Below are 26,725 nucleotides of genomic sequence, written 5' to 3'. Positions count from 1 at the left end.
GTGCTGGCAAAGGGCTGGGCAGCAGCCTTATAGGCGCGCCAGGACCGTGCGGGCGGCACCAAAGAACCGTTCGCGCAGGCGGGCGCGATCTTGCAGTTCGATGAAATGGGCCAAAACCAGGGTCATGGAGGCTGAGATACCCCGCTAAGCCGCGGCAATCAAGATTCGTTCTGGCCGCAATAGTGGAGTTGAGAGGCAGAATGGGCTAGGCAACGATGTAAACTGTCTTCTAGGCGCTGTCGTTCAGTACAATAACGATGACGATAGCAGGGGCTGTCGGCAGGCCTAGGGCGTTGCAAAAACATCAGAACTAGCGAATGTCGCGATCACTTCCCCTTGTCTATGCGCTCCCGGTGTCGGCATCTTAGATGTCAGGAGGCGCACTATGGAAGAACTTGAACTGCCGGAAACAGTGGCCACGCTTGGGGATCAGATTCTGCAGGTGCTTGAGCTGGCGCTGACCCCAGGCTGGCGCCAATATCAGCTTGCAATTATCTTCGGTCTCTTTGCCGTTGCCTTTGTTCTGCGGATTTTGACGCGGCCCGGCTGGGATCTCTGGGCCAGGTCGCGCAGCGGTTGGCCAAAGTGGCGGCTCCGCGTTCTGGTGCAGATTTTGCGGCGTATCACTTTGATTTACTTCGTAATTATGTGTTGGGGAACCTACGTTCTCATGCAGCAATTGACCTGGCCGTCGCGAAGTTACCTGATCGGGGTTGCGGCAACGTTGGGCGTCGCTTGGCTGATCATCGGGTTCCTTGCGCGGCTGGTTCACAATCGGACACTCCGCCGTCTGGTGACGTGGTCACTATGGATCTATGCAACGCTTGTTGCACTCAATCTCGTTGATAACGTTGCACAGTTTCTGGACGATATAGCATTGAACATCGGATCGATGCATCTGTCTTTGCTGGCGGTCCTGAAGGCCTGTGTTTTGGGTGCTATTTTGCTGACAATGGCACGGCTAGGGACGCAGGCGGCCACCGGCGGACTACGCCGAAACGAAGATATCTCGCCATCGATGCAGGTGCTAATGGGTAAGGCCGTACAGGTGGTTCTGTACGGTCTGGCATTGGTTTTCAGTATCCGAGCCATTGGTTTTGACCTTACCGGACTGGCGGTTTTGTCAGGTGCGATCGGTGTTGGTATCGGTTTTGGCCTGCAAAAAGTGGTCTCGAATCTCGTCTCCGGGATCATCATCCTAATGGATCGCTCGATTAAACCGGGGGACGTCATTTCTCTGGGCGAGACCTTTGGTTGGATCAATGCGCTTGGCGCGCGCTACGTGTCTGTGGTGACGCGCGACGGGCGCGAATATCTGATTCCCAACGAGGATTTTATCACCAGCCAGGTGGTAAACTGGTCCCATTCAGATCGATTCGTACGGCTCGATCTTAACTTTGGCACCGGTTACAGCGATGATCCCCACGAGGTGCGCAGGGTCGCTATAGAAGCAACTAAGACAGTTGGTCGTGTCCTCAGTGATGGCAATCGCGCGCCGGTCTGTCACATCGTCGGTTTTGGTGACAGCAGCGTAGACTATGTGCTGCGTTTCTGGATCAGCGATCCGACCGGCGGGCTGACCAATATCCGGGGGAATGTTTACCTTGCGCTCTGGGATGCGTTCAAAGGCGCAGGAATCTCCATTCCGTTTCCCCAGCGAGAAGTGAGGGTGCTGAACGAGGCTTTGCCTGTTTCGATGCAAGACATGGGAGTGAGCCAGGGCCAAGAGACGGTGTAGGGCTGGCGATTTACAATGCTCTGATCAGCATTTGATGCTGCTTTCACGCCTGCGCGGGGCGCATAGCGGCCGGCCATCAAGGTTTATTGAAAAACCACCGTTGGCTTGCTACATTAAAGCATCCCCAGCGCCGGGGGACCGGCGGCGCGCTACAAGGAGGACAATGTCCTGTCACCCGAACCTCAGGCGGCCCACAATGCTGGCCGCGGAGTGGCCGTAATGGCTACCACATCACAGCCCACCAGCGACGAGCTGTTGGCACGTGTTCTTTCCTCGCTGAATGACGACAAGGCCGAAGATGTTGTGCAGATTGACCTGCGCGGCAAAACAGCTATTGGCGACCACATGGTTATTGCCTCGGGGCGTTCGACCCGTCAGGTCGCATCGATGGCTGAAAAACTGGCTGACCGTCTGAAGCAGGACTACGGCATGATCTGCAAAGTCGAAGGCAAAGATACCGGCGACTGGGTGCTGATTGATACCGGCGATATTATCGTTCATTTGTTCCGCCCCGAAGTGCGTGAATTCTATCAGCTTGAAAAGATGTGGCTGCCTACAGGCACGTCACCGGCTCAGAGCGAGAACTGATCCGCAGACCGGGATCAGATCCAAGCAGATCGGCCCGCTCAGATAGCTCTCTGCGTCTGGCGCGGGCCTGTATCGAAAGTGTCCTCATGAAACTTCATTTCTGTGTGGTCGGACGCCTGCGGGCCAGTCCGGAAAAACAGCTGATTGATGACTATCTTGAGCGGTTTGACCGCACGGGTCGCGCGCTTGGTCTGGGTCCCGGTCGGATTGTTGAAGTGGAAGACAAGAAAAATGCAGGTATGGCGGCTGAGGCCGACCTCTTGCGCAAGGCAATCCCCAAGGGGGCTGTCATCTGTACATTGGATGAACGCGGAAAACTTCTGAGTTCACCGGATTTCTCACAGCGGCTGGCCGATTGGCGCGACACTGGCCGCCAGGACGTTGCTTTTGTGATCGGTGGCGCTGATGGTATCGATCCCAGTCTGCGCGCTGCTGCTGACTTTTCTATCTCATTGGGAAAAATGGTCTGGCCGCATATGTTGGTGCGGGTGCTTTTGGCCGAGCAAGTCTATCGCGCCGCCACAATTCTAGCAGGTGGCCCCTACCATAGGGTCTAGGATCTGTTGCTGCTGCAAGGGAACATAGATTGCAGTGGACCTGCTATGACGTCAACAAGATGTGCAGGTCAAAGGCAGCACATAGACACTCTCTGCCCAGCCTTCGGTGTTGCAGCGGGGTTGGATCTGCACCTTGCTTAACTCCTTGGGGATCGCGATTCCCGCGAGGGATCGTGTAAATGGCTGTTCATCCACATGTGGATGCGCCAGTTCGCGCAGACCCAGCACATTTCCGTCCATATCCAGCACCCGCCAGCCATCGGCATAGTGATCCCAGCCTGTATCCGAGTGGGCCAAGGTGACGCTGATGCGCCAGCTGTCACCAGTTTGCTGCGCGGTTGCTTCGATGATTTGTGGATCGTCTGCCAATACTGCCGCTGGGAGTAACATTGCAAGAAGTAGGGGAGCAATTCTGATCATACCGTAGTTATAGATCCAGACTTAAACTTGTAGATGTCACAACTGCGTGTGCACAGGGGAAACAGTCTCTGGTTCTGCCTTTGCCTCAGGCGGTGTGATCTCGGCAGGAACACGTTGCAGAATGCTGCGGGACTGAGACGCAAATTCCCGCCTATAAAGAACTGCAAATGTAACGACAGTCGCTGCAATCAGCGCCCAGGATCCGATCAGCCAGGCCACCGCCGCAAGGGCAAAATAGGTGGAGCGCATGGCCCGATTGAAGCTGCGCGCAGCCGTGATGCTAAGGTCTGCAGCCTGACGGGCGCGTGGATAGGCACGGGGATCTTCATCGGTGTTGGGCACCGCGGCCATCAGGACAAAGCAATAGCCAAACAACCGATGGGCCCAGACGTATTTCAAAAATGCGTTCGACAGCAGCAACAGGACCGTCAGGATTTTCACATCCCAGACAAATGCAGGCGCGCTGCCTAGGCTCAGATCCTGAGCTACTCCGGCCAATTGATCTGTGTTCCCAATTAGCGCCAGGCCACCGCCGATGGCGATCATTGAGGCCGAGGCGAAGAAAGCGCTTCCTTGCCGCAGATTTGAGATCAATTGGGCGTCAAAGATCCGGGGGTCGCGTTGTACCATCTGGATCATCCAGGCATGGCGAAATTCTGCCATAAGGCCAGAGACCGATGGATGTTTCTTGGTGGCGTTTTCAATGCGCCAACCGATGCCCAGCCAGCAGACAACCAACAAAAGGCAGGCAGCGAGATCAGCGGGCGAAAACAGGGTGATACTGTCAGCTAGGGTCATGCCGAGACTCTAACTTGGGAACAACACGCTTGCCAGATGTGAAAATTGGTAATATTAATTTACCAAAGCGGAAGAGCCACAGGAGAGCCCCATGGAAATGCCAGTCCCGGATCAGCGCGTTCTTGCGCAGAAGGCAGACTTGGTCTCGCGCCTATCTGCTATATTGCCGGACGATGCCTTGGTTCAGGATCCGGCGGAAACCCGCGCCTATGAATGTGACGCGTTGACGGCCTATAAGTGCCCTCCGATGTTGGTTGTGCTGCCTCGCAGCACAGAAGAGGTCTCGGAGGTGCTGCGGATTTGCCATGCCGGGGGCGTTCCAGTGGTGCCGCGCGGATCAGGGACGTCGTTGGCCGGTGGGGCGCTGCCAACCGCCGACTGCGTAATATTGGGTGTGGCTCGAATGAACGAGGTTCTCGAGACCGACTACGACAATCGCATCATTCGAGTTCAATCGGGACGCACCAATCTAAGCGTATCAGGCGCGGTGGAGGAGGAGGCGTTTTTCTACGCTCCGGATCCGTCGTCGCAACTCGCCTGCGCGATTGCTGGTAACATCGCGATGAATTCCGGAGGGGCGCATTGCCTTAAATATGGGGTGACCACCAACAACCTGATGGGGGCCACCATGGTGATGATGGATGGCACGGTAGTCGAGATTGGCGGTGCTCATCTGGATGCGGGAGGGCTAGACCTGCTTGGTGTTATCTGCGGCAGCGAGGGGCAGTTAGGTGTGGTGACAGAGGCTACCCTGCGGATCCTGCGCAAACCCGAAGGCGCCCGGCCTGTTTTGATCGGATATGACAGTAATGAGGTGGCCGGCGCATGTGTCAGTGACATCATTAAGGCGGGTGTGTTGCCGGTCGCGATCGAGTTTATGGACCGGCCCTGCATCGAGGCTTGCGAGGCCTTTGCTAAGGCGGGCTATCCGATGTGCGAGGCGCTGTTGATTATTGAAGTCGAAGGTAGCGATGCAGAAATCGACCACCAGCTGCGTTTGATCACAGATATCGCCCAATCGCATAATCCGGTTGAACTGCGTGAAGCTGCTGACAGTGACGAAGCCGCGCGGATCTGGTTGGGACGTAAATCTGCCTTTGGCGCAATGGGGCAGATCAACGACTATATGTGCCTCGACGGTACGATACCTGTTACATCTCTGCCTCATGTGTTGAGACGCATCGGGGAGATGAGCAAGGAATTTGGGTTGGATGTGGCGAATGTTTTCCATGCCGGTGACGGCAATATGCATCCGCTGATCCTGTTTGATGCCAATAAGCCGGGCGATCTGGAAACTTGCGAGGCCTTTGGAGCCGAGATCCTGAAGCTCTGTGTAGACGTTGGCGGCTGTCTGACTGGCGAACATGGCGTTGGCATCGAAAAACGTGATCTGATGCTGAACCAATATGGCCGAGCTGACATTGAGGCACAGTTGCGGGTGAAGGATGTCTTTGATCCTAAATGGCTGCTTAACCCTGCCAAGGTTTTTCCGTTGTCCACAACCGAAAGCCGCCGCATTTCGGCGCAGATGTCGGCGTGACAGCCCTGTTTCGGGCCTACTGCAGGGCTTCACTCTGCACCCCAAAGAATTTTGAAAAGGTGAAGGAATGACTCCTCAGAGCGAGGCCGAACTGGCCGAGATCATTGCTAGGGCGAAGGGTCCATTGGCGATCAAGGGCGGTGGTACACGCGGGGTGTCGGGTGCTGGCGATGCTCTGTCTGTAGCAGGTCTGTCAGGTGTGACGCTGTACGAGCCTGGTGCGTTGACTCTGGTTGTCGAGGCCGGCACTCCGGTCGAAAAGGTGCAGGCACTATTGGCCGAAGAAAATCAACGGCTGGCCTTTGAGCCGATGGATCATCGGGGGCTGTTGGGTACGGACGGCGCACCAACGATGGGCGGGGTGTTCGCGGCCAATGTCGCTGGTCCGCGGCGAATTCAATGTGGCGCGGCGCGTGATTTTCTGCTGGGTGTCCGCTTTGTTGATGGCCGCGGCGATATTCTGAGCAATGGCGGTCGCGTAATGAAGAATGTGACGGGCTATGATCTGGTAAAATTGATGGCGGGTGCTCACGGCACGTTGGGTGTGCTGAGCGAGGTCTCGCTGAAGGTGCTGCCACAGGCAGAGGCCTGTGCGACTGTGACGGTTCAGGTTTCAGATCTGGAACGGGCTGTGTTGGCTATGTCTAAGGCGCTAGGATCGCCATATGACGTGACGGGTGCAGCCTTCGATCTGGATCAGGAAGCTGTGCATATCCGGGTCGAAGGGTTCGATGCGTCAGTCCGCTACCGGGTGGAGGCGCTCACGACGGAATTGTCGATCTTTGGCGAGGTAACTGTAAGCCTCGGCGAGGGGGCAGCGTTTTGGGAGAGCATCCGGGATGTTGCTGCCTTCCATGATCGGATGGGGGATGTCTGGCGGATATCGGTGAAGCCCTCTGATGCGGTGGCGCTGGCGCCAAGACTAGAGGCGGAAGGATTGTTGTTTGATTGGGGCGGTGGGTTGCTTTGGGCGCTGGTGCCCCAGGGCACCGACCTTCGGGCCCGGATGACTGTGCCAGGACATGCGACGCTGGTACGTGCTTCCACTGAGACAATGGCGAAGCTTGGTCGGTTCCAACCTCAGCCAGCAGCACTTGCCGCGATATCTGCAGGGCTACGCCAGCAGTTCGATCCGCGCAGCATTCTCAATCCGGGACTGATGGGGTAGAATATGCAAACCACGTTTACCGAAGAGCAACTGCGCGATCCCGGTACCAAGCGCGCAAATGAGATACTGCGCAGCTGCGTCCATTGTGGGTTCTGCACTGCTACTTGCCCGACCTATCAGGTCTTGGGCGATGAGTTGGACAGCCCGCGTGGACGGATCTACCTGATCAAGGACATGCTGGAAAACCAGCGTGTGCCCGACGAGAAAACCGTTAAACATATTGATCGTTGCCTTGGCTGCTTGGCTTGCATGACCACCTGCCCGTCGGGGGTGCATTATATGCATCTGGTAGACCACGCCCGCGCTTACATAGACAAACATTACGATCGCCCGTGGAGCGATCGTGCGTTGCGCTGGCTGCTCGCACGGATTCTGCCCTATCCAAGCCGGTTTCGCCTCGCGTTGATCGGTGCCAAGCTGGTGCAGCCTTTCAAAGGTTTGATGCCGGATGCCCGTCTGCGGGCTATGCTGGATATGGTGCCCAAATCCATTCCACCAGTAAGCCGCAATGATGACCCGCAGAGTTTTACTGCCAGCGTGCCGCAAAAGAAGCGTGTGGCCTTGATGACCGGATGCGCGCAAAAGGCGCTCAATACCGATATCAATGACGCTACCATTCGTTTGCTCACCAGATTGGGCTGCGAGGTTGTCGTGGCCGAGGGAGCGGGCTGTTGTGGTGCCCTTACCCACCACATGGGACGCGAGGCGGAGAGCCGTGCCACCGCTGCGAAAAACATTCGTGCCTGGACGGCTGAGATCGACGGGCAGGGTTTGGATGCGATTGTTATCAACACCTCGGGTTGTGGCACGACGGTCAAGGATTATGTGCATATGTTCCACAATGGCCCACTGGCGGCGGATGCCGCTCGGATCTCAGCCATTGCAATGGATGTATCGGAGCTGTTGATTCAGTTGGACCTGCCTGATGGGCGCGCGCGGGATCTTACTGTGGCCTATCACGCCGCCTGTTCTTTGCAGCATGGCCAGCAGATTAAGACCTACCCAAAGTCGTTGCTAAAACGTGCGGGTTTCAAGGTCGTAGAGCCTGCAGACAGTCATCTTTGCTGCGGATCGGCGGGGACCTACAACCTTTTGCAGCCCGAGATATCAACCGAGTTGAAGGCGAGAAAAGTAAAGACATTGGAAGCCAAGGCTCCGGATGTCATCGCGGCAGGAAACATTGGGTGCATGATGCAGATCGGCTCTGCCACCAACACACCTATCCTGCATACGGTGGAGCTATTGGACTGGGCGACCGGCGGACCCAAGCCTCGTGCGCTCGACGGCGACGGAGCGACAGCCACGGTGCGGGCTGGTGAAATCCCAATCCTGCGGTGACATTGATCGGCAGAATACCGCCGCTGATACTGCCTATAGAGAGTGCAATCTCAGCCTTGCTGCCGTAATTTCGCCCCAAGCACGGCTTACCCTTTGGGTGAAGTATTGGGACTTGGGGCAGTATAATGACGCGCGCAGGAAAACGGATCAGACAGCTGCTGTTGTCGCTGGCGGTTGGTGTGTCCTGCATTGCTCTGCCTACCAATACCATTGCAGAGGATAGCCGTTTGCAGCGGCTTGAAACCACCCATGCAGGGCGGGATTGGCAGGCCGTCGGGCGGCTGGATGTCAACGGAGAGGGGTTTTGCACTGGCGCGTTGATCGCACCCGATCTGGTTCTGACCGCGGCTCACTGCCTCTATGATCGCGACAGCCAATCCCGGATCGCACCGCAAACGATTGAATTTCTGGCTGGCTGGCGCAATGGTCGCGCATCTGCATATCGCAGCATTCGCCAAGCGGTAGTCCACCCACAGTACATCTACGATGGCCAGGTTTCGACTGACCGGGTTCGCAATGACATTGCGCTCTTGCAGTTGCAGCGGCCAATTCGAAATACCACCGTCACCCCTTTCGAAACCGATGACCGCCCGCGGAAGGGCGCGCGTATTGGCGTAGTGTCTTACGCGCATGACAGGTCCGAAGCGCCTTCCCTACAGGATGTCTGCGCGGTTATGGCACGACAGGAGGGGGTGCTGGTGATGTCTTGTGACGTAGATTACGGATCCTCCGGCGCGCCAGTGTTCTCGTTTGAGGCAGGTCGACCAAAAATCGTGTCGGTGGTATCGGCTAAGGCAGAAGTTTCCGGTCAGCAGGTTGCCCTTGGTGCGGCATTGGCCGAGGAACTGACACTGCTGCGCGCACAGCTGACCGGGAGCAGGGTCGGAGGGCAGATGCCACCGGGTGTAGGCCGAGTGAGAGTGGGTGAAGGCCGCGGCACATCCGGTGCCAAGTTCATCAAACAATGACTGTGCCTGTATCGATCCGCGCCTTGATGTGCGCCGGCGAGGTGCTGTCGCAAGGAACCGGGTTGCGGCGTCTTAGTGACCGTGACGACCTGCTTGGTTGAGAAGCTGTGGGGCGTTTGGAATTGAATGGACAGGGGTTCTGCACCGGAACACTGATTGCGCCTGATCTGGTACTGACGGCCGCCCATTGTGTATATGACCACAACAACAACCTACGAGCCGCCGAATAGATCACGTTTCGTGCAGGCCTGCGCGGTGATGTCGCCATTGCGGAACGTCGCGCCTTGTAGATTGCAGCACATAGAGGGTACCGCCCGCATCGGGCGCTCGATCTGAAGAACATGCGCCACGACGTTGCTCTCATCCGGTTGGCGGAACCTGTCGGCATTGGTCAGGCCAGTGCGTTTGCACTGCACTCGGGCCTGGACTACGGCAGCGATATCTCGGTGACATCTTATGGCATGGGTCGGGCAGAGGCACTGTCCCGGCAACGTCGTTGTCGTTTGATGGCTGAGCGCGGTGGCGTTTTGATGATCGATTGCAATGTGACCTTTGGCTCCTCGGGTGCGCCAGTGTTTTCCAAGGTTGGCGGTCGGGGCCGAGTTCTGGCTTTGATTTCCGGCGGCCGCACATATGGTGGCGAGCAAGTCGCTTTTGGTATGAAGTTGCCGGAAGGGGTGGCCGAATTGAAAGCACAGCTGCGCCGGAACCCGGTCGCAGCACAGGATAGGCGGATCAAACGTATCCGTGTTGGTGGCGGAACATCGGCGCGTGGTGCAAAATTTGTCCGACCCGGCGGCTGAAACCCCTCTTGAACCGTCAATATCAATCCTTATCTCAATCCTGTTGAGGTCGCCGATGATCGGGACCCGACGCTTTAAGGGTCTGTCCCATGCGGGAGGGCCCAATCATATCGCTCGAAGATGAGGATAACACATGCGTAGTTTTGATTTTGCACCGCTGCACCGTGCCACTATTGGCTTTGATCAGATTGCCGACCTTATGGATCGCGCTCTCAGCTCTGACGTCGCGCAGCCAAGCTATCCACCTTACAACATTGAGAAAACCGCTGCAGATGCTTACCGTATCTCAATCGCCGTTGCTGGCTTCTCCGAGGCTGATCTGGGCGTTGAGGTGAAAGAAAACGCGTTGATTATATCAGCAAAGAGATCCGAAGATGACGCCGATCGCACCTATTTGCATCGCGGGATTGCAACGCGTGCGTTTGAACGCCGGTTTACCCTCGCCGATCATGTCCGTGTCACCGGCGCCAGCCATGCCGACGGCATGCTTCACATTGATCTGCAGCGCGAGGTTCCCGAGGCGTTGAAGCCGCGTCGGATCGAGATCGCCACCGGTCAGACCCCAGGTCTGGACGCAAAGGCGGTGAATTGATCCTGCTCCGATTAGTCTGATCTGACAGTTCTGAACGCAGCAGCCCCTCGGTGTTCCGAGGGGCTGTTTTGTCATGCTCGATAGGCGCGGGGGGTCGAATGGTCAGTGGGATCAGTTGACCTTCTGTTGGTCGACCGCTCCGATTGAGAAGAACATTGTCTCACCGGAGGCATCATCAACACCGTCATTGTCGGTCACAATGAATCCTTCCCCATCGGCGGTGATCGCTAGGCCTTCGACCTTGTCCAGAACATAGCCGCCAGTGGAGGTGAGGTCAGGCAACAGATCACGCACGAGTTCTTTGCTAACAACCGGTAGCGTCTCACCCAGCGTGGCGGGCTGCATCTCGGCCAGTGGTATGCGGTAGATCTTTTTGGTTACAGCACGGAAATCATGCTGATTGTCGCGTTCAATGACATAGACATGATCGCCATGGGCTACGATCTCAGACAGGCCAGTCCAGCCGGTGTCAGGTTCTGCTTTGGGGTAATGAACAGCGCCCCATTCCTTGGTTTCCAGATTGTAAGCTACCAGTTTTACATGGTGCTTTGGATCATCTTTCCATTCGCGCTGAACGGCCATCCACAATGTATCGCCGATCTTTGTGATGCCTTCAAAGCCAAAGCGTTTCTCAACAGACATCAGTTCAGCGGGCAGGCCAATTTCGCCTTTTTTGGCCTTGATCAACCCGTCTTTGTTGACATGGTAGATAGCGTGGGGGGTCACACGGTCTGTGCGCCCTTCAGAGGCGAGGTAGAACCCTCCCTTGCCGTCCAGAGTGATGCCTTCCAGATCCAGTTTCTGCGCGGGGTTGCCATCCTGACGGTGGATGCGGACCACATCAACGATGCGGGCAGGTGTCTGGGTTGGATCAATCTTGAAGATCGAAGGCTGAAAGCCATAGAAGCTGTCGTTGATGGCATAGATCATGCCATCCTCATCCGCGACCATCCCGGAGAGCGCGCCCCAACCGATCAGCTCATCTGCGCCCTCAGACGTCAGATGCGGATAGCGTGGCGTGCCGTCTTGCAGTTCAAACAGCATGACATGTGCGCGCGCGCCTTTATCCTCGATCAGGTCTTTTTCATTGGCGGAGACCAATAGACCACGCTCCGGGATAACTGCGTAACCTTCCGGGCCAACACCCGAGGGCAGCAGCTGTGTCAGAACCGGGCTGGCCAGATCGCTGACATCATAAACGCCTACAACCGACGCACGCTCAGCGCCCACAAATACATAGGGAGTCCCGTTGAATTCAGCGAAGGTCACGCTCTCAGGCTCTACGCCCTTGGAGTCGGAACGTTTGTCCGGGTAGTGGCCAATTTGGACAATCGCGTGCTCGAATGAGGTGCCGCTGTCATAGACTACGGCGCCGTTTTTATTGAAGATGGTCCAACCGCGCGAGCCGCCCTCGTAGTCGCCTTCATTGGCGGTGGCAAAGTGCTCGTCGTCGATCCAGGTCACGGCATCGGGCTCACGCAGACGACCATCCTGGCTTTCGGTGAAGATCAATGCGCCACGTTCATCAGTGGCATCAATCCCGTTCAGGTCAACGGCACCTGCTGAGAAATGGTTCAGGACCTCGCCGTCCTTCGACACGATGGCGAGGTGGTTGTTTTCCTGTAGGGTTACAACCGTTTCACCCAATCCATTGATCGAGACATATTCCGGTTCGGGGTCGCTACCAGCAACATCGGCCAGTCCGGTCAGACCAACCACTTTCATCGAGGCGCAGTCGAGGCCGCCCGTTGTCGTGTTGATCATGATGAGGTTGCCAGCTGGCATCTGTGGGATCAGGCCGTCGTTCAGGTCCTCATCGCGCTCATTTTCGATCGCAACCGAGATAAACGCGCCGTCTTTGGATTTGGCGACCGAGTCTGGTTGACCACCAAGATCGCAGGAGCCGGTTTCGCTCCCGGTCATCGTATCAAATGCCTTCAACATGCCGGAGGGCTTGGTGTAGCTCTCAGAGGTATTCACCCCCACATAGGCGGTGGAGCCAATTACTGCGACAGATGTTGGTTCACCCGGCAGGGCAATGTTGCCTTTGGGTAAGGGGTTTGATGGGTCAGTGATGTCGATCAGACCCAAGGATTCAAGTGGGCTGTCGGTGTAAACCAGAGTCATGCCATCCGCAGTCGCATCGATGATTTCCGGCGAGCTTTCGCGTGCGGTGTCTTCGCCATCTGCCATGTTCTGGACGACAGGGAAGGATGCAATGCGATTAAAGGATGTTTCTGCCTGCGCGATACCAGCGGTCAGCGCGAGAGCAGAGGTCAGGCACAAAAGGCGTGTGGACATCGGCAGCTCCAATATTGGTTATATGAGTGCCTTGCTCCTGACGGGTCTGCATCAAGGTTTTGTGACGCTTTGATGTAGTTTTAGTGATGTGGCGACTGCGGCAGGTGGGACTGCCGCAGCCATTCAGCTGTTATCATACGGACATGCAGATGTATTTCATTTCCAGGTAGTCTTCGATCCCGTGATGGCTGCCTTCGCGGCCCAGTCCAGACTGTTTGACGCCGCCGAAGGGGGCAACTTCGGTGGAAATGATGCCTGTGTTCACGCCAACGATGCCGTATTCCAATGCCTCTGCCACTTTGTATACCCGGCTCAGGTCCTTAGCGTAGAAGTAGGAGGCAAGGCCAAAGATGGTGTCGTTTGCCATCTCGATCACATCGTCTTCGGTCTCGAATTTGAACAGCGGCGCCATCGGGCCAAAGGTCTCATCCTGTGCGAACACCATTTCCTGTGTTGCTCCTTTGATGATGGTGGGCTGGAAAAAAGAGCCGCCCAGTTCGGATGGATTGCCGCCCAGAATGATCTCGCCGCCCTTGTCTTTTGCATCGGCGATATGCGCTTCGACCTTTTCCAGCGCTTTCTGGTTAATCAGCGGGCCGAATTGGACGTCTTCGGCCAATCCATCGCCGACCGTCATTTTGGCGACTGCGTCTTTGAGCTTTTCCGCGAAAGCGTCATAAACACCAGCCTGAACATAGATCCTGTTGGCACAGACGCAGGTCTGACCATTGTTGCGGAACTTGCACATGATGGCGCCTTCGACGGCAGCATCCAGATCGGCGTCATCAAACACGATAAACGGCGCATTGCCGCCCAGTTCCATAGAGCATTTCATGACCGTGTCTGCGGCCTGTCGCATCAGGATGCGACCCACTTCGGTAGACCCGGTAAAGGTCAGCTTTCGCACGGCATTGTTTTCACAGAACTCCTTGCCGGTCTCAGACGCGTTGGAAGAGGTTACGACGTTGAAAACACCGGCGGGAATACCTGCGCGGTCTGCCAGTACTGCCAAGGCAGTTGCGGACAAAGGCGTAAGCTCGGCAGGGCGTGCGATAAAGGAACAGCCCGCAGCCAGCGCTGGGCCAGCCTTACGGGTGATCATCGCATTTGGAAAGTTCCACGGCGTGATCGACGCGGCAATGCCGATAGGCTGTTTGATCACGGTAATGCGTTTGTCACGCTGATGCCCAGGAATGGTTTCACCGTAGATCCGCTTGGCTTCCTCGGCAAAGAATTCAATGAAAGAAGCACCATAAGCAATTTCACCCCGTGCTTCCGACAGTGGCTTACCCATCTCGGCGGTCAGGATAACCGCGAGGTCTTCCTGATTTTCCATCATCAGATCAAACCACCTGCGCAGCACATTTGCGCGTTCTTTTCCAGTCCACGCGGCCCAGTCTTTTTGTGCTGTGCTGGCCTGTGCGATTGTATCTGCCACCTGCGAGCGGCTGATATCGGCCACATTTGCAATCACATCGCCACGTGCTGGGTTCTTTACCTCAAATGTCCCTTGGTCCCCGTCGACAAAGCCGCCACCGATATAGGCGCGCGCCTCCAGCAGGCTTGGATCGGTGAGCAGGGATTTCAGATCAGTGGTTGCGTCGAGCATTGTGAGCCTCCGGTATGTCATTTGCGGGCATGCAAATCAGCTGTGGCTTGATAAGTCCAGAAAGAGTGATGAGTCCAGAATATGATCAAATTACTCCATGACTTTATATCCAATCACCGCCACTAAGGTTTGACCACGTCATTTGACATGCTCCCTGTCAGACTGTCAGGTAACCGCAACGTAAAGATCATGGGAGACTGGGCATGGAGCTCGACGACGCCTATTCAAATGGTGCCTATATCGAAAACGCCGAGAGCTATCCGCCGCGCTGGGCGGCGTCCGCAGAGGATTTCCGCAATGCGGTGCGCGCGCGCTCAAAACTGGATGTGCCTTATGGGGAGGGCGCACGCGAGTGCTACGACCTGTTCATGCCTGAAGGCACAGCCAAGGGGCTGATGATTTTTGTGCACGGGGGCTATTGGATAGCCTTTGATAAATCTAGCTGGTCGCATCTCGCGGTAGGGGCGCTGGCTCACGGCTACGCGGTTGCTATGCCGTCCTATGATTTATGCCCTGATGTGCGGATTGCTGACATCACGCAACAGATCGCCGCTGCAATCACCGCCATCGCGGCAGAGATAAACGGCCCGATCTCATTGGCGGGACATTCTGCTGGTGGCCATCTGGTTGCGCGGATGCTTGATCGGCGTTTGTTGCCAGATATGGTGGGTGCGCGGATTGCAAGTGTGGTGCCGATTTCACCGCTCGCTGATTTGCGGCCCTTGCTGCGCACCTCAATGAACGGAAAATTCAAACTGGATGCTGCGAGCGCAGCCACAGAAAGCCCTGTTGATATGGAAGATCGCTACCCGGCGGAGGTGACCGTCTGGGTCGGAGGGGAGGAACGACCGGCGTTTCTGGATCAGGCGGTCTGGTTGACCGAAGCGTGGGGCGCAGATCACGTCATTGCGTTGGGAAAGCACCATTTTAACGTGATCGAGCCGCTTGCCGACCCGGAAAGCGATCTTGTCGCAGTCTTGGTCAGACCATCGTAGGCGACATTCTATCGTTCTGGAATAAACTGGCAGCGAACCGCAGAAAACTGCGGTTCCTGTCGTTTTTGGACCATCCAGAGAGGTTTCAGGCTTGCCAGTGTTTTGGCTCTGCCCCATGTTTGCGCCAAGGGCCAGGCGATGGCGTCGCCGCATGATCTACATGCCGCCCTAACTCACAAAATCGTCCTGAACGCCGGGACCTTTCTCGTAAGAAGGAAGGGTCAACTATGACTTCACGTCCAGAAATGTATCGTTTCCACAATGGCGAAAAAGCGCCATTGCAATTCGCTGTCTCAGAATATGAGGCGCGTATCGTCGGGTTGCGCAAGATCATGGCCGAGACTGGCGTTACCGCCGCGGTTTTCACCTCGATGCATAATATCTCATACTATTCGGGCTTTACTTATTGCGCCTTCGGTCGTCCCTACGGCTTGGTCGTGACAGCCTCCGAAGCTGTGACAATATCGGCGGGCATTGACGCGGGTCAGCCTTGGCGCCGGTCGTTCTGTGACAACATCACCTATACTGACTGGCAGCGCGATAACTTCTGGCGCGCGATCAAATCGGTCTCCGGCGCAGGTGCGATTGTAGGCTACGAAAGCGATCACCTGACGCTCCTGCAAAAGGCAAAACTGGAATCGTTCCTGACGCCTTCGAGCCTAGTTGATCTCTATGCGCCGACCATGGTGCAGCGAATGGGCAAATCGGCTGCGGAACTTGATATGATCCGTGCGGGTGCTGCTGTCGCCGATGTTGGCGGTTTTGCGATCCGGGATGCGGTCAAAGAAGGCGCGCGCGAAGTTGATGTCGCCATGGCGGGCCGCGACGCGATGGAACTGGAAATCGCAAAACGCTTCCCGGATGCCGAGTATCGCGACAGCTGGGTTTGGTTCCAGTCTGGCATCAACACCGATGGGGCGCATAACCCGGTCACCAGTCGGACCCTGCAACGCGGAGATATCCTGTCGTTGAACACGTTCCCGATGATCTCCGGCTATTACACTGCTCTTGAGCGTACAATGTTCGTCGGTGAAGTGGATGCCGATAGCCTGCGAATTTGGGAGGCGAATGTCGCCGCGCATGAGCTGGGCATATCGCTTTTGAAACCTGGTGCAAGCTGCGCGGAAATTACCCATCAGATCAATGCGTTCTTCGAAGAGCAGGACTTGTTGCAATATCGTACCTTTGGGTATGGGCACTCGTTCGGCGTTTTGTCGCATTACTATGGTCGCGAGGCTGGGCTTGAGCTGCGTGAAGACATAGACACGGTTCTGGAACCAGGGATGGTGATCTCGATGGAGCCGATGCTGACAATTGCTGACGGTCAGCCGGGTGCCGGTGGCTACCGGGAGCATGATATCCTGATCATCCACGAAGACGACAATGAGAACATCACCAAATACCCCTATGGACCAGAGTTCAACGTCGTCGGCTGAGCCAACAATTTGGTTTGACGGATGATGTCTAGGGGCAGGCGGTTCTCCCGCCTGCTCGTGGCCTCCCAAGGGGAGGCCGTCACAGTTGGGCGTGGCACCGTGCATTGCACGGTGCCGTTTCGTTTTTGGAGATGTCACTGCCTACGTGAAGTATGCGGATAGTAGCCTATACGGCGGGCTCGAGGGGTGGACTTATGCGCAGGCGTTGCACCGAAGCGTCGCATCAGGCATATGTTCGCAACGGTCGCGACTGAGTTGTCCAAAGATCGCAGAGGTTGCGGTGTATCGTTGCCGTCTAATAGGAAAAGCCACAGACATGCACCACACCCCGGAAAAGCGAAAATCCGAATATGCGCTGATCCAGCTGTTACCGAATATGATGACCATCGCAGCGATCTGCGCTGGGCTGTCAGCGATCCGTTTTGGGGTGCAAGGCAATTATACGCTGGCGGTACAGTTGATTTTGGCGGCGGCCATTCTGGATGGGTTCGACGGGCGTTTGGCGCGAATCTTGCGCAGTGACAGTAAAATGGGTGCGGAGCTGGATTCTCTCGCCGATTTTCTCAACTTTGGCGTCGCCTCCCCGTTGGTGATCTACTATTGGGCACTGCAGGACATGCGCGGACTGGGCTGGCTCGCGGTGCTGGTTTTCTCGGTCTGCTGCGTTGTGCGGCTGGCACGGTTCAATGTTTCCAGCAAGTCCGAAGAAAAGGTCACTGCAAAAAGCATTTATTTTGAAGGGGTACCCTCCCCGGCAGGCGCGCTGTTGGCGATGCTACCTATGTTTATTTCCTTTGCTTTTGCCGATGCGCCAATTGTGCCGGATGTCCTGATCTGCCTTCACATGGTTGTCATTGGATTGCTTATGATCAGCCACGTACCAACCTGGTCACTGAAGGCTGTCAAAATTTCACGCGAAAACGTGAAGTACTTCTTGGTCGGTTTTGCCTTTGCGGGTGCCGCTGTCCTGATTTACGCATGGATAACGCTTGTGATCCTGTGCCTTGGGTATTCCGTGATGGTGGCCTGGGGATTGTTTAAAAAGAAAACACCGGAGACCGGTGAATAAACGAGTAAGGGTGGATAATTGGATATCAAGGCCGTCGAAACGTCGTATGCCCGTTGGGCCCCTGTTTATGACCGAACATTCGGGGCAATAACCAATGTCGGCCGTCGCCGCGCTGTTGGTTACGTGAACGAACACCGTAGCGGATGTGTTTTGGAGGTCGGAGTTGGTACCGGCCTGTCCTTGCCGCTTTATAAATCACACTTGAAAGTCACAGGGATCGATTTCAGCGAAGACATGCTGCGCAAAGCCAAGAAGCGTGTCGCTGAAAGCAAACTGCATCACGTCGAGGCCCTGCGCCAGATGGATGCGCGCGCGCTCGATTTTCCTGATGCGACCTTCGACACCGTTTCGGCCATGCATGTATTGTCGGTGGTGCCCGACCCCGAGAAGGTGATGGGTGAGATCGCTCGTGTCTTGAAGCCCGGCGGAAAGGTTGTGATCACCAATCATTTCCTGCGCGAACAAGGTGTGTTGGCCTTTCTTGAACGGGTGTCCGCGCCATTTGCGAATGTCCTTGGTTGGCACTCTGATTTTGAGCTTGATACCGTATTGGGCGAAGATCACCTGTCCGTAGAGCATCACCAGTCATTGCCGCCCTTCGGGCTGATGACCTTCTTGGTGCTGTCCAAGATCAAACCAGCTTAACGCAACAGAGCGATAGTCCCTGAGCACCGTTCCCCTCAAGGGCTAGCACTGCTTGGCCATGGGCCTTTTCTTTGCAAGACTCCTCTGCGACACTGCTGGCAACAGACGTGTGCAGTGGTGAAAATTAATTTCCCCAGAGAGTTTTTGTTTGATTTAGGGGTATGTAATTTCGATTAACATTTCCCATATGACACATAAGACATCGAAGAAAGGGCACTTTATGAGCCAGTCACAATTTGACGAGATGGTACGCGCCTCCCAGGCCAAGGTGGGCGAGTCGCAGAAAAAGATAGCAGCACTAACTTCCCGCATCGAAACCGCGCGGGCAAAGATCTCGGCCGGGGAAGATGCCAGCATTGATATTGAAAATGCGACGCTGGATGATGTCCACGCCCATACGGATGTGATGAATGCAAATATCGCCGAGCTGATCATGGGGCTCGATGATGTAACCACTGCATTCTCCAAAGATTTCGACGAGATGCGTTCAAAAACTGGGTGGGAGAGCTTTGTTGGCTTCTTCAGTCGTGGCAAATCGGACTCGATGCGGCAGGAACGGATGCGTACGGCCAGTATCGACGACAAATTGCAGGATCTGATTGCCAAGTCGGATGTCATTGTGAAGCTGTTGGAAGGTCAGCTGGCCACCTTGGATGAGCAGCGAGAAAAGGTGCAGGTGAATCTGTCGGCGACACTCGACGACCGCGAATTCACCGTGCAGGAGCTGGAAACCGTACGAGCAGAAATCGTAGCGCTAGACCCGAAAATCATTGAGCTCGAGAATAATATTTCGGTCGAACAGGACGCCGCCGCGCGTACCAAGCTTGAGACCGAACTGGCTGATTTGAACGCAAAATACAACGCGATGGTGCAGGATGAGCAGGTCAAGCTTGCGAAATCCCAAACGCTTGAACGCTATATCGAGAAGGGTAAGACCTGGGTCGATTCATTGCAGAACCAGGCGGCGACACAGATGGTGTTGATCAACAAGCTGCAGACAGATACGCAGCAGCGGGTGGTGCTGTATGATGCGCTGACCAAATCGCTGAAAACTGCGCAGCAGCAGGACGTGGCGCACCGGATCAACGAGATCGGCGTGCAGACCGATAAAGAAGCCCAGGCCGCCATGGCGGCAATCGGCACAGCGACCAATCAGAAGATGGCCGACATGCTGGAGTCCCACGAGGACAATATGGTGTTTGCTCGCGACGTGCTTGAGAAGAAGGCCAAGGCGGACGAACGCTTTGCCCGCAGGTTTGCTGCCATTGTCGAGAAGCACGACAAGAACCTTTATGGGGGGTGAATTGCCATATCGGCCACCGTTCACTCTGTTGAGATGGGCGCTGGGAATTGCAGGCCTTGCCATCGCATTTCCCATTGTCGCCAATGCCCTTCTCAAATTTGAGATAGAGCGGTTAGAGACGATCGGCCTTGGTTTTGGCTTAGCATTCTACTTTGGCAGCTTCTTGATGCTGGCACTGTCAGGTGTGCTTGCGGTTTGGGCTATGGTCTTGCTGGGGCTGATGTTCGTTCTCAACCGATTTGCAAGCCTCAAAGACTGATCCGGCCCGCGAAAACAGTCTGAATGCCTTGTTTGTTACTGCAGCGATGAAAAGTGCGATGGAAACAGCTAGAGTTGAATTTACGCGAAACGGAGGCCAACTCTCGGCCGCGGGTGGGGGCGTAGCGCCCGCCCGGCGGGACGGGGGGGCACTGGCCGCGCCGCAAGCGGCACGTCCGGAAGTGGAAGGGTCTTGCTCATGACCGATCCTTCTCGCGATCACGCTGGTCTCACCGATACATTTGCCTCGCGTCGGTATTTCAAGAAATTTGAAACCATCATCCAGCATCTAACCCGTGTGGCTGCTGCGATGCAGGCGGAGGGACGGCTTTCGAAATCTGATGTGAAGGTGCTGACCTCCTACCTCATGCGGCTAAACTTCACCTTCCGCGCACTTTCGATGAAATACCTAATGGCAGGGCGCGACACTGGACGCTTTTTCGGCAGCCTGGAGATGGATAAGCGCGACAGCGGCTTCCCGGTGGCGGCGGAGCTGATGACGATGGCCAATGACACTCAACAGGCGCAGCGTCATCTCGATAATATGGCCGGTGAAGAGCAACTCAAAGATGATATGGTGCGGACCATCATTGCGGATCGTGCAGTGCCTTCCAAACTGCAATTCGCCCTGTCGCAGCGGTTGTATTATCAGGAACTGCTGAAAGGGGATCTGTTCTGGACCCAGAACGATCCGAAATGTGAATGGCTGGAAAACATCGGCGAGCGCCGTCGCAGGTTCCTGCTGCATTGGGCGGCCTATGACAGTCAGGTGAACCTGCCGGTGATTTACCTGATGGAGCTGGAAGACAGCGGCAAGGTGGCACTGCCGAAGGACGAACGCCGCTGGCCCGAGGTGCAGGCGCATCTGATGGCGCAAGGGCTGGCGGGGCTGAAGCTGGTGACCATTGCCAAAGGCTTTGACGAGGATTTTGACGATCTCCACCCCAAGCGGTTCCGCCGCTATCACGTGGGACCGATGTATTCCTCGGCCTACACCGAACAATCCGGCCCGCTGCACCGTGTGCTGGAGGAGGCGGACGCCCCTGAGGGGCAGGATTGGGCTCTGGCCTGGACACTGGAAGAGTTGGAAAGCGAAGACGTGCGCGAGGAACGCTCCGGTTGGTTCGGAACGGTGGAGCGGGAGATTTTCGCCCTCGACCCCTTTGGTGGACGCGGCGCTGATACCGGCGCTACGCGCACGCAACGTGCTATCATTCTGCCGCAACGCCCATTTCAGGTGCTGGCCGAACTGGATCCGCCGGGGTTTGACGATGTACAAAAATTTGTGGTCAGCGATGCCGGACAGGTTTTGCGGTATTAAAACAGCGTTTCAGGCAGGGTCAGGAGGCCCGGCGAAGAAATATATATAGCCAGAAGATAAACGGACCGGTTTAGCGGTCTGCGGCCTAAGGATTGTGAGGGTGAGATGAGTGTTTCAGGCAACCAGATGGAGCTGCGGGAAGAGGATATCCGCAAGCACTATACCGCGGCGGTTGCAATGCTGGAGGGGTTTGATCACACCCCGCGTATTGCAAAGTCCGCCGTTGAGGGCAAGGCATCCGAACGGTCGTCAGGAATCGGATCGCGCAGACGCTTCCGTTCGACAACGCCGGGGCTGGTAACGCGATCTACCGCGCGGCCTGAAGGTGTGCATCTCGTTTCCCGTATCGAAGCGGCAGACGAGGATGACCCGCTCACCTCGCCGTTGCAGGCGACCTTGCAGCACACTCTGCGCCGGGCCTTGGCAATTGCTCTGGCGATGGGGGAGGCTTATGCTGATGTTTCCGGTCTGGGCGATTTGAAACGTGCCAATCTCGCCGGATCACTTGATGCGACGCGCAAGGGAGAATTTACCGAATTGCTGGCCGCAGAGGCGCTAATAGCCGCACATGCTTTTGCCAATGCAGCGGCCTATCTGTTGGCCCCCCACGGCAGCGAGGTGCAGGCGGAGGTTGGCGAGGCAGAGGAGCTGCTGACGGACAACGCGCCGCTGGCGCTGCACGGACTATTGTGGGAGCTGGATCAGAAACTGGCCGTACATGCCCCGGATGACGCGCAGCTGATTGCAGCGACCGCAGCCTATGCTGAGCAGGTGATGGAGAAAGTAACTCTACGGGCTCAGAACGCCCCTCGGCTTGAAAGTTTCACCGGCGCTGATTGGCGGGTTGAGGCGGATGATCTGACCATCAGCGGCTTTGAGCCAGCAGTAAAGGCGAAATCCAGCACTCTGACCATGGCGTTCAAAAAGCCGCATGAGGTGGTCGGCAACCATATCGCCAAATATCAGGCGCTGCGCCTGTCCAAGATGCTGATGGCCTATGATTTCGACCGCCGCCTGAACCCATTCGCTGAAATGGGCGGCTTCATCTTTACCTTCATGGGTGATGGCAAGCCCGGCACCGGCAAGACGACACTCATTCAGATGATGGCGGGTCTTATCAACGACTATTGTCAGAACGCGGGTTATGCCTTCCGCTATCAGAACTTCGGCATCGACAATATAGACAGCTATCAGGGTAAATCCGGGCAGAACGCCAAGTCGTTTATCCAAAATGTGATAGAACCCGGCGTGATCGGCTTTGGTACCATCGATGACATCGACCAGATCGCGGGCAAGCGCGGTGATCGCCAGTCCAGCGCCGGGCAGCAAGAGGTCACGGCGGTGTTCATGGAAGCATTTGCCGGCGCAAATACCGTGGTGCGGGGCAACTGTACCTTTGGCATGTTCTCCAACTACCCGGAGAATGTGGACGACGCGCTGCGCCAACGGGCTGGGGCGCGTTTTCTGGTCGATGGGCCGCAGACGCGCGAAGACTACATCGACATCCTGACCCTGTTGATGGGCAAGAACCACGATATCCCGCTGGGCGATCACGACCTATACGGCGCGCAGGAGATCAAACAGGCCGTTGCCCGCTCGTTTGAGGCTTACAATCGCCCACACGAACCGGGTCTGGTCGAGGTCTTTGGCCGGGTACAGGAGCAGATTGGTGATCTGGATAATCTGACCAAACTGGGCACCTATCTGAAGGCCATTCAGCAGGCGGATGAACGCTTCACCGGCCGCGCCATCAAGAACATCACCGATGCGGTCAAGGTGCGCGCGATGGATTTTGAGATGCCGGATGACTGGATGGAGAACCCGGAGCTGTTCCTGTTCAAGGATTACGACACCAAATCCGCGATGATTGCAGAGCTGCGGGTGCCGATCACCGTGGACATGGTGGTGCAGGAGATCAACCGCTACGCCGACAGCGAGTTCCGCTATGCCGATAAGTCGGACGAGGTGGCGATTGACAACATGGTGCGCGATTTCGGGCGACAGGAAGAGGCCAAACGGCGGTATCTGGAGGGGCAGGGGTGAGGAGTACGAAGAATGTACGCCGGGTGCGCAAATTGGAAATACCCAAGAGTACTATTCAGGACCTTCCCGAGGAAACGATTGCTGTCCTAGCGGCTTTGAGCTTCGCTATTAGCGAGGTTAACGCTTTGTGGCGGATATACGATAGTTGTAAATTCAGGACGACTGGGAACGAGGATGTTGATTCAGCCATTTCTATTCAGCAAAATTTGGTTCTTCGCATCTGGTCGGCAAAGATCTTTGAACTGGCGGTTAAATTAGACTGTGAAATCAATGATGCAGCTCTGAAAGGTTTTCTGGAGAGTGCAAAAGAGAAACTGCTTGAAGGCGAGGAACAGTCACTGAAGTCCATCATTGGGAACTTTAGACATGAAGCTACCAACCACCTCAATGTTGGCCACATCAAGAAAAAGCGCTTGGGGCATGTCTCTACGGCAGCAACTACAAGTTTTTACTTCGACGAACGAGAAGCAAATTCGTTTTTTCCTTTTGGTGAAGAAGTAGTTTTCGCTGCATGTTTCAACCGAACGGTAGGCCAAAGGAAGACTGAAGAGCGCTTGCCAGCCTTTGCGGACTGGTTGTCATGGATAATTAGAGCATCAAAAGCACTTATGCCCTTGTTCGATAAGTTTTTGCAGGAGTTTGTATTCAAAGGCCGTGAGCAACCGAGTTGGCAGTGGATCGAACTTGAACTCGAACCAGGGATGGTTGCAGGAGCGGGGGATCAGAAGGTTCCTCTAATAATTGTGGAGGATGCGATCTGAAACTGTTTGGTGCAAATCGTAGGCCGTTCGGTTCCGCGGCGAAGCCGCGACGCGCCCGACCCGCCCCCCAGGGCGGGCGCGTTCCGCACCCACCCTCGGGCCGGGCGCATCGCTTTCGTGATACGGATAGGAGGATTGCATGAAACGCCTCATCCAGCATGGCCTGATGTTCGGCAATCTCTTCCATGTGGCCTCGCCCGCGCTGGTAGAACGCTACAATCGCGCGCTGAAGCATTTGACGGGCAAGACCACGGGCCTCACTGATTTCCACGTTGATATCTCTGGCTACTCTCCCGAAGTGGGCGATGAGCTGGGGGATGACCACTATCTGAACCATGCGGGCGTGAACCGGCAGTTTATTCTGCTCAGCACCGAACAGAAACGTTGCCCGCTTCTCAATGTGAAATTCTCCACCAGCCGGGACATCCTGCGCCGGTTCATTGTCGCGAACGAAAACCAGCTTTTTGCGCTGACAGCGACAGACGCGGTGGCAGGCGAGCTGGTGAACTCGGTGTTCGAGGTGCCGACCGCGGCCAAACTGTTCGATATCCGTCAGGTTCGGATAGAAGCCGATACCACCAAAGGGACCTTGCGGCAGGCCGATCGATTGGCCGATCTGGTTGAGCGGTTCAAGACGGAAGACGACGGCTGGTTCGACGATGTGCTGATCGGCGAAATGATTGAGACAGCAGAGCGGACGGGCGATGTCACCCGCAATCCGGTGCGGCTAAAACATGAGGTGTTTGAGCAGCAGAATTTCTGGACGGCGCATTTTGGCGGGCTTTATGTGTTTCAGGACGTTGAGCACCCGGCGTTGATTGCCAGCGGGGAGAAGCCTGAAGGCGTTCCGCTTGACCACGTATTTGATTGTACACAAGGCAATGCTATCGCGAAGTTCCTTGAACTGAACGGGCTGGTGGAACCAATCATTCGGGCCCGCGGTGTCGATGGTGCAGCCATCCTGCGCCAGAAGATGGGGTTTCTGGCGATCAGTGTCCTTGCAGACAAGGGAATGGATCTCTCTGGGCTGTCACGTAGCGATCTGCGGCGCATGGCAGCACGTCATGCTGGTGAGTTGCCGCCTGAGTTTGAGGGCATGGCAGCGATGGTGCGCTGGGCGGAAAGTGGTGGCAAGTGGCCCAAGATCAAATCGGATCACCCAGCCTATTTCTATTGCCTGCGGGCGACCAATACGCCCGAATGTGATTTGGTCAATATGCTTTTGGCCGAGCTGACACCACTGGATTTCCGCCAGCTATTCATCTGCCACAAGGATGCGTTCTATCAGCAGTATCGTGGCTGGCCCGAAGCCAAAAAAGATCACGTTGTGGCTTTCCTCGCGCGTGAATATGCGGTGGATAAGGTTGGTGCCCGAGCGGCGCTGTTTGGCCATGAACCGGACATGAATGGCCGCAGTGTCGGTGGTGAAGACCGCCGAAAAAACAGCAAATCGGGACGTCGGCGCGATAGCCTGATGGAGCGGGTCGGCCCATGGGGGGCTATCAGCAGCCGGTCTGGTAACCGGAGGCGTCGCTGATGTTTGCTTTCCTACGCCTGATGGCGATCCTTCTTGTAGTGTTGACCGTGATCTATGGCGTTGTCTCGCTCTACTCGCGTGAGGTGCGGCGGGCCAGGTTGAAACGTCGCTGGGCCGAGAAAGGGTTGACCGGAGACCGTTCCGCCTTCATCCAGCGCGGGTTGAACAAATACGACCGCTCGATGCGCCGCAAGCTTATCCTGTTGGTCTATGTCGTGCCGCTGGGGGCAATTGCCCTCTTGGTTTATGTCATGAATTTCATGTGAGGTCGCAGATGCGTTACGTAAAATGGGTGTTCATTCTCACCATCTGGCTTCTGGCCGGGGCCTTTTTACACTACACGCTGCCGCAGAATGATGTGGTGCGCGTGGTCAAAACCGAGGTGCGGCGGGTTGATTTTGGTGAGAACTCACTCTTCTGGGCGCAGCAGGATACCGCGCAGGAAAGCGCCACCAGCATCAACCGCGATGTGCGTTTTATCGAGGCGTTTTTTCCCAACGGCCGCCCTATCGTCTATCGCAACGAAGATACCGGCTGGGGCTGGCCGCCTTATTTCAAATTGGACAGCTCTAACCTGCAGGCCGAGCTGACTGATTTCGTCTCCAGCAAGTCAGAGCCGCAATGGGTGCTTATTCGCCACTATGGCTGGCGCAATGAGTTTATGTCGATCTTTCCCAATGCGGTGGCCGTAAAGCCGGTGGATGGTCCGGATCATACTCAGGTCAATTGGTTCAATATTATATTCCTGGCCCTGCTGGCAGCCGTGATCTGGGCGCTTTATGTGCGCTGGCGGCGGTTTCGCCAGGCTCGCATCGACCCGATGGTCGAGAATGTCGAAGACAGCCTTTATGCAGCTGGTGATGCCTTGTCTGAACGCCGTGGCCGCTTCCGCCGTTGGTTGGATAGCTGGAGACAGAAATAGCCCGGATACGCTGAA

The 26,725-nt window shown here is 56.1% G+C and carries 27 protein-coding genes; 22 read left to right on the top strand and 5 right to left on the bottom strand.

Annotated features, from left to right (window positions below; all coding sequences use genetic code 11):
• Positions 1-27: 27 nt before the first annotated feature.
• Positions 28-126 carry an isopropylmalate isomerase gene (locus tag ACEWZM_RS06600; RefSeq protein WP_414005681.1) on the bottom strand — a complete coding sequence of 33 codons (99 nt, stop codon included), beginning with the start codon at positions 124-126 and terminating at the stop codon, positions 28-30.
• Positions 127-385: 259 nt separating this feature from the next.
• On the opposite strand from ACEWZM_RS06600, the gene ACEWZM_RS06595 reads away from it, so the two are divergent.
• From ACEWZM_RS06595 to rlmH, 3 genes are all read left to right on the top strand, one after another.
• Complete coding sequence (locus tag ACEWZM_RS06595; RefSeq protein ID WP_414005680.1) at positions 386-1,738, top strand: mechanosensitive ion channel family protein; 1,353 nt, start codon at positions 386-388, stop codon at positions 1,736-1,738.
• Positions 1,739-1,957: 219 nt separating this feature from the next.
• Positions 1,958-2,326, top strand: a complete 369-nt coding sequence (rsfS, locus tag ACEWZM_RS06590) for a ribosome silencing factor (protein ID WP_414005679.1) — start codon at positions 1,958-1,960, stop codon at positions 2,324-2,326.
• An 86-nt stretch (positions 2,327-2,412) separates the two neighbouring features.
• The gene (gene rlmH / locus ACEWZM_RS06585; RefSeq protein ID WP_414005678.1) at positions 2,413-2,883 is read left to right on the top strand and encodes a 23S rRNA (pseudouridine(1915)-N(3))-methyltransferase RlmH; all 471 of its coding nucleotides are present in this window, start codon (positions 2,413-2,415) and stop codon (positions 2,881-2,883) included.
• A 51-nt stretch (positions 2,884-2,934) separates the two neighbouring features.
• Here the strand turns inward: rlmH and ACEWZM_RS06580 are convergent, their stop codons facing one another.
• Together ACEWZM_RS06580 and ACEWZM_RS06575 are read right to left on the bottom strand one after the other, a co-directional pair.
• Complete coding sequence (locus tag ACEWZM_RS06580; RefSeq protein WP_414005677.1) at positions 2,935-3,303, bottom strand: hypothetical protein; 369 nt, start codon at positions 3,301-3,303, stop codon at positions 2,935-2,937.
• 36 nt (positions 3,304-3,339) lie between these two features.
• On the bottom strand, positions 3,340-4,101 hold the full coding sequence (locus tag ACEWZM_RS06575; protein WP_414005676.1) for a DUF599 domain-containing protein: 762 nt from the start codon (positions 4,099-4,101) through the stop codon (positions 3,340-3,342).
• Positions 4,102-4,192: 91 nt separating this feature from the next.
• Between ACEWZM_RS06575 and ACEWZM_RS06570 the strand changes: the two genes are divergently transcribed.
• The 7 genes from ACEWZM_RS06570 to ACEWZM_RS06540 all read left to right on the top strand — a co-directional run bounded on the left by ACEWZM_RS06570 (position 4,193) and on the right by ACEWZM_RS06540 (position 10,510).
• A complete protein-coding gene (locus tag ACEWZM_RS06570; RefSeq protein WP_414005675.1) occupies positions 4,193-5,641 on the top strand; it encodes an FAD-linked oxidase C-terminal domain-containing protein in 1,449 nt (482 codons plus the stop codon).
• 67 nt (positions 5,642-5,708) lie between these two features.
• Positions 5,709-6,809 carry an FAD-binding protein gene (locus ACEWZM_RS06565; RefSeq protein WP_414005674.1) on the top strand — a complete coding sequence of 367 codons (1,101 nt, stop codon included), beginning with the start codon at positions 5,709-5,711 and terminating at the stop codon, positions 6,807-6,809.
• Between the two features lie 3 nt (positions 6,810-6,812).
• Positions 6,813-8,147 carry a glycolate oxidase subunit GlcF gene (glcF, locus tag ACEWZM_RS06560; RefSeq protein WP_414005673.1) on the top strand — a complete coding sequence of 445 codons (1,335 nt, stop codon included), beginning with the start codon at positions 6,813-6,815 and terminating at the stop codon, positions 8,145-8,147.
• 125 nt (positions 8,148-8,272) lie between these two features.
• Complete coding sequence (locus ACEWZM_RS06555) at positions 8,273-9,115, top strand: trypsin-like serine peptidase (RefSeq protein WP_414005672.1); 843 nt, start codon at positions 8,273-8,275, stop codon at positions 9,113-9,115.
• Between the two features lie 107 nt (positions 9,116-9,222).
• On the top strand, positions 9,223-9,345 hold the full coding sequence (locus ACEWZM_RS06550) for a trypsin-like serine peptidase (RefSeq protein ID WP_414005671.1): 123 nt from the start codon (positions 9,223-9,225) through the stop codon (positions 9,343-9,345).
• Positions 9,346-9,456: 111 nt separating this feature from the next.
• Positions 9,457-9,918, top strand: coding sequence for a trypsin-like serine peptidase (locus tag ACEWZM_RS06545; RefSeq protein ID WP_414005670.1), 462 nt, complete (start codon positions 9,457-9,459; stop codon positions 9,916-9,918).
• Between the two features lie 133 nt (positions 9,919-10,051).
• Positions 10,052-10,510, top strand: coding sequence for an Hsp20 family protein (locus ACEWZM_RS06540; RefSeq protein WP_414005669.1), 459 nt, complete (start codon positions 10,052-10,054; stop codon positions 10,508-10,510).
• 111 nt (positions 10,511-10,621) lie between these two features.
• On the opposite strand, the gene ACEWZM_RS06535 is transcribed toward ACEWZM_RS06540, so the two are convergent.
• Both ACEWZM_RS06535 and ACEWZM_RS06530 read right to left on the bottom strand, forming a co-directional pair.
• Positions 10,622-12,811 (bottom strand): esterase-like activity of phytase family protein, encoded by a 2,190-nt coding sequence (locus ACEWZM_RS06535; protein WP_414005668.1) that lies wholly within the window; start codon positions 12,809-12,811, stop codon positions 10,622-10,624.
• 133 nt (positions 12,812-12,944) lie between these two features.
• The gene (locus tag ACEWZM_RS06530) at positions 12,945-14,420 is read right to left on the bottom strand and encodes an NAD-dependent succinate-semialdehyde dehydrogenase (RefSeq protein WP_414005667.1); all 1,476 of its coding nucleotides are present in this window, start codon (positions 14,418-14,420) and stop codon (positions 12,945-12,947) included.
• A 203-nt stretch (positions 14,421-14,623) separates the two neighbouring features.
• On the opposite strand from ACEWZM_RS06530, the gene ACEWZM_RS06525 reads away from it, so the two are divergent.
• The 12 genes from ACEWZM_RS06525 (at position 14,624) to ACEWZM_RS06470 (ending at position 26,710) form a co-directional block, all read left to right on the top strand.
• Positions 14,624-15,415 carry an alpha/beta hydrolase gene (locus tag ACEWZM_RS06525; protein WP_414005666.1) on the top strand — a complete coding sequence of 264 codons (792 nt, stop codon included), beginning with the start codon at positions 14,624-14,626 and terminating at the stop codon, positions 15,413-15,415.
• A gap of 227 nt (positions 15,416-15,642) precedes the next feature.
• Positions 15,643-16,851: an aminopeptidase P family protein gene (locus ACEWZM_RS06520; RefSeq protein ID WP_414005665.1), complete on the top strand. Its 1,209-nt coding sequence runs from the start codon at positions 15,643-15,645 to the stop codon at positions 16,849-16,851.
• A 316-nt stretch (positions 16,852-17,167) separates the two neighbouring features.
• On the top strand, positions 17,168-17,920 hold the full coding sequence (locus ACEWZM_RS06515; RefSeq protein ID WP_414005664.1) for a CDP-alcohol phosphatidyltransferase family protein: 753 nt from the start codon (positions 17,168-17,170) through the stop codon (positions 17,918-17,920).
• Between the two features lie 18 nt (positions 17,921-17,938).
• Positions 17,939-18,565 (top strand): class I SAM-dependent methyltransferase, encoded by a 627-nt coding sequence (locus tag ACEWZM_RS06510; protein WP_414005663.1) that lies wholly within the window; start codon positions 17,939-17,941, stop codon positions 18,563-18,565.
• A gap of 220 nt (positions 18,566-18,785) precedes the next feature.
• A complete protein-coding gene (locus ACEWZM_RS06505) occupies positions 18,786-19,868 on the top strand; it encodes a coiled-coil domain-containing protein (RefSeq protein ID WP_414005662.1) in 1,083 nt (360 codons plus the stop codon).
• Between the two features lies 1 nt (position 19,869).
• Positions 19,870-20,127, top strand: a complete 258-nt coding sequence (locus ACEWZM_RS06500) for a hypothetical protein (protein WP_414005661.1) — start codon at positions 19,870-19,872, stop codon at positions 20,125-20,127.
• 198 nt (positions 20,128-20,325) lie between these two features.
• Positions 20,326-21,447, top strand: a complete 1,122-nt coding sequence (locus tag ACEWZM_RS06495) for a hypothetical protein (protein WP_414005660.1) — start codon at positions 20,326-20,328, stop codon at positions 21,445-21,447.
• Between the two features lie 105 nt (positions 21,448-21,552).
• Positions 21,553-23,490 (top strand): ATP-binding protein, encoded by a 1,938-nt coding sequence (locus tag ACEWZM_RS06490; RefSeq protein WP_414005659.1) that lies wholly within the window; start codon positions 21,553-21,555, stop codon positions 23,488-23,490.
• Between the two features lie 32 nt (positions 23,491-23,522).
• Positions 23,523-24,251, top strand: coding sequence for a hypothetical protein (locus ACEWZM_RS06485; RefSeq protein WP_414005658.1), 729 nt, complete (start codon positions 23,523-23,525; stop codon positions 24,249-24,251).
• A 139-nt stretch (positions 24,252-24,390) separates the two neighbouring features.
• Positions 24,391-25,788, top strand: a complete 1,398-nt coding sequence (locus ACEWZM_RS06480; protein WP_414005657.1) for a DUF6638 family protein — start codon at positions 24,391-24,393, stop codon at positions 25,786-25,788.
• Entirely contained in the window at positions 25,788-26,054 is a 267-nt protein-coding gene (locus tag ACEWZM_RS06475; RefSeq protein ID WP_414005656.1) for a hypothetical protein, read from the top strand. Before ACEWZM_RS06480 ends, ACEWZM_RS06475 begins: the two co-directional genes overlap by 1 nt.
• Before the next feature lie 8 nt (positions 26,055-26,062).
• On the top strand, positions 26,063-26,710 hold the full coding sequence (locus ACEWZM_RS06470; protein WP_414005655.1) for a DUF1523 family protein: 648 nt from the start codon (positions 26,063-26,065) through the stop codon (positions 26,708-26,710).
• Positions 26,711-26,725: the final 15 nt, after the last annotated feature.

The sequence above is a fragment of the Phaeobacter cretensis genome (assembly GCF_047372505.1).
Taxonomy (GTDB): domain Bacteria; phylum Pseudomonadota; class Alphaproteobacteria; order Rhodobacterales; family Rhodobacteraceae; genus Phaeobacter; species Phaeobacter cretensis.
Note: the sequence above shows the minus strand (reverse complement) of the source record. Positions and strands in the feature narration are given on the sequence as shown.

Excerpts from the sequence above, each read along its gene's own strand:
- ACEWZM_RS06580 (WP_414005677.1), bottom strand. The coding sequence starts at position 3,303 with ATGATCAGAATTGCTCCCCTACTTCTTGCAATGTTACTCCCAGCGGCA.
- ACEWZM_RS06525 (WP_414005666.1), top strand. The coding sequence starts at position 14,624 with ATGGAGCTCGACGACGCCTATTCAAATGGTGCCTATATCGAAAACGCC.
- ACEWZM_RS06475 (WP_414005656.1), top strand. The coding sequence starts at position 25,788 with ATGTTTGCTTTCCTACGCCTGATGGCGATCCTTCTTGTAGTGTTGACC.
- ACEWZM_RS06595 (WP_414005680.1), top strand. The coding sequence starts at position 386 with ATGGAAGAACTTGAACTGCCGGAAACAGTGGCCACGCTTGGGGATCAG.
- ACEWZM_RS06575 (WP_414005676.1), bottom strand. The coding sequence starts at position 4,101 with ATGACCCTAGCTGACAGTATCACCCTGTTTTCGCCCGCTGATCTCGCT.
- glcF (WP_414005673.1), top strand. The coding sequence starts at position 6,813 with ATGCAAACCACGTTTACCGAAGAGCAACTGCGCGATCCCGGTACCAAG.
- ACEWZM_RS06555 (WP_414005672.1), top strand. The coding sequence starts at position 8,273 with ATGACGCGCGCAGGAAAACGGATCAGACAGCTGCTGTTGTCGCTGGCG.
- ACEWZM_RS06495 (WP_414005660.1), top strand. The coding sequence starts at position 20,326 with ATGACCGATCCTTCTCGCGATCACGCTGGTCTCACCGATACATTTGCC.
- rlmH (WP_414005678.1), top strand. The coding sequence starts at position 2,413 with ATGAAACTTCATTTCTGTGTGGTCGGACGCCTGCGGGCCAGTCCGGAA.
- ACEWZM_RS06540 (WP_414005669.1), top strand. The coding sequence starts at position 10,052 with ATGCGTAGTTTTGATTTTGCACCGCTGCACCGTGCCACTATTGGCTTT.
- rsfS (WP_414005679.1), top strand. The coding sequence starts at position 1,958 with ATGGCTACCACATCACAGCCCACCAGCGACGAGCTGTTGGCACGTGTT.
- ACEWZM_RS06565 (WP_414005674.1), top strand. The coding sequence starts at position 5,709 with ATGACTCCTCAGAGCGAGGCCGAACTGGCCGAGATCATTGCTAGGGCG.
- ACEWZM_RS06520 (WP_414005665.1), top strand. The coding sequence starts at position 15,643 with ATGACTTCACGTCCAGAAATGTATCGTTTCCACAATGGCGAAAAAGCG.
- ACEWZM_RS06545 (WP_414005670.1), top strand. The coding sequence starts at position 9,457 with ATGCGCCACGACGTTGCTCTCATCCGGTTGGCGGAACCTGTCGGCATT.
- ACEWZM_RS06530 (WP_414005667.1), bottom strand. The coding sequence starts at position 14,420 with ATGCTCGACGCAACCACTGATCTGAAATCCCTGCTCACCGATCCAAGC.
- ACEWZM_RS06570 (WP_414005675.1), top strand. The coding sequence starts at position 4,193 with ATGGAAATGCCAGTCCCGGATCAGCGCGTTCTTGCGCAGAAGGCAGAC.
- ACEWZM_RS06505 (WP_414005662.1), top strand. The coding sequence starts at position 18,786 with ATGAGCCAGTCACAATTTGACGAGATGGTACGCGCCTCCCAGGCCAAG.
- ACEWZM_RS06480 (WP_414005657.1), top strand. The coding sequence starts at position 24,391 with ATGAAACGCCTCATCCAGCATGGCCTGATGTTCGGCAATCTCTTCCAT.
- ACEWZM_RS06490 (WP_414005659.1), top strand. The coding sequence starts at position 21,553 with ATGAGTGTTTCAGGCAACCAGATGGAGCTGCGGGAAGAGGATATCCGC.
- ACEWZM_RS06470 (WP_414005655.1), top strand. The coding sequence starts at position 26,063 with ATGCGTTACGTAAAATGGGTGTTCATTCTCACCATCTGGCTTCTGGCC.
- ACEWZM_RS06535 (WP_414005668.1), bottom strand. The coding sequence starts at position 12,811 with ATGTCCACACGCCTTTTGTGCCTGACCTCTGCTCTCGCGCTGACCGCT.
- ACEWZM_RS06515 (WP_414005664.1), top strand. The coding sequence starts at position 17,168 with ATGCACCACACCCCGGAAAAGCGAAAATCCGAATATGCGCTGATCCAG.
- ACEWZM_RS06600 (WP_414005681.1), bottom strand. The coding sequence starts at position 126 with ATGACCCTGGTTTTGGCCCATTTCATCGAACTGCAAGATCGCGCCCGC.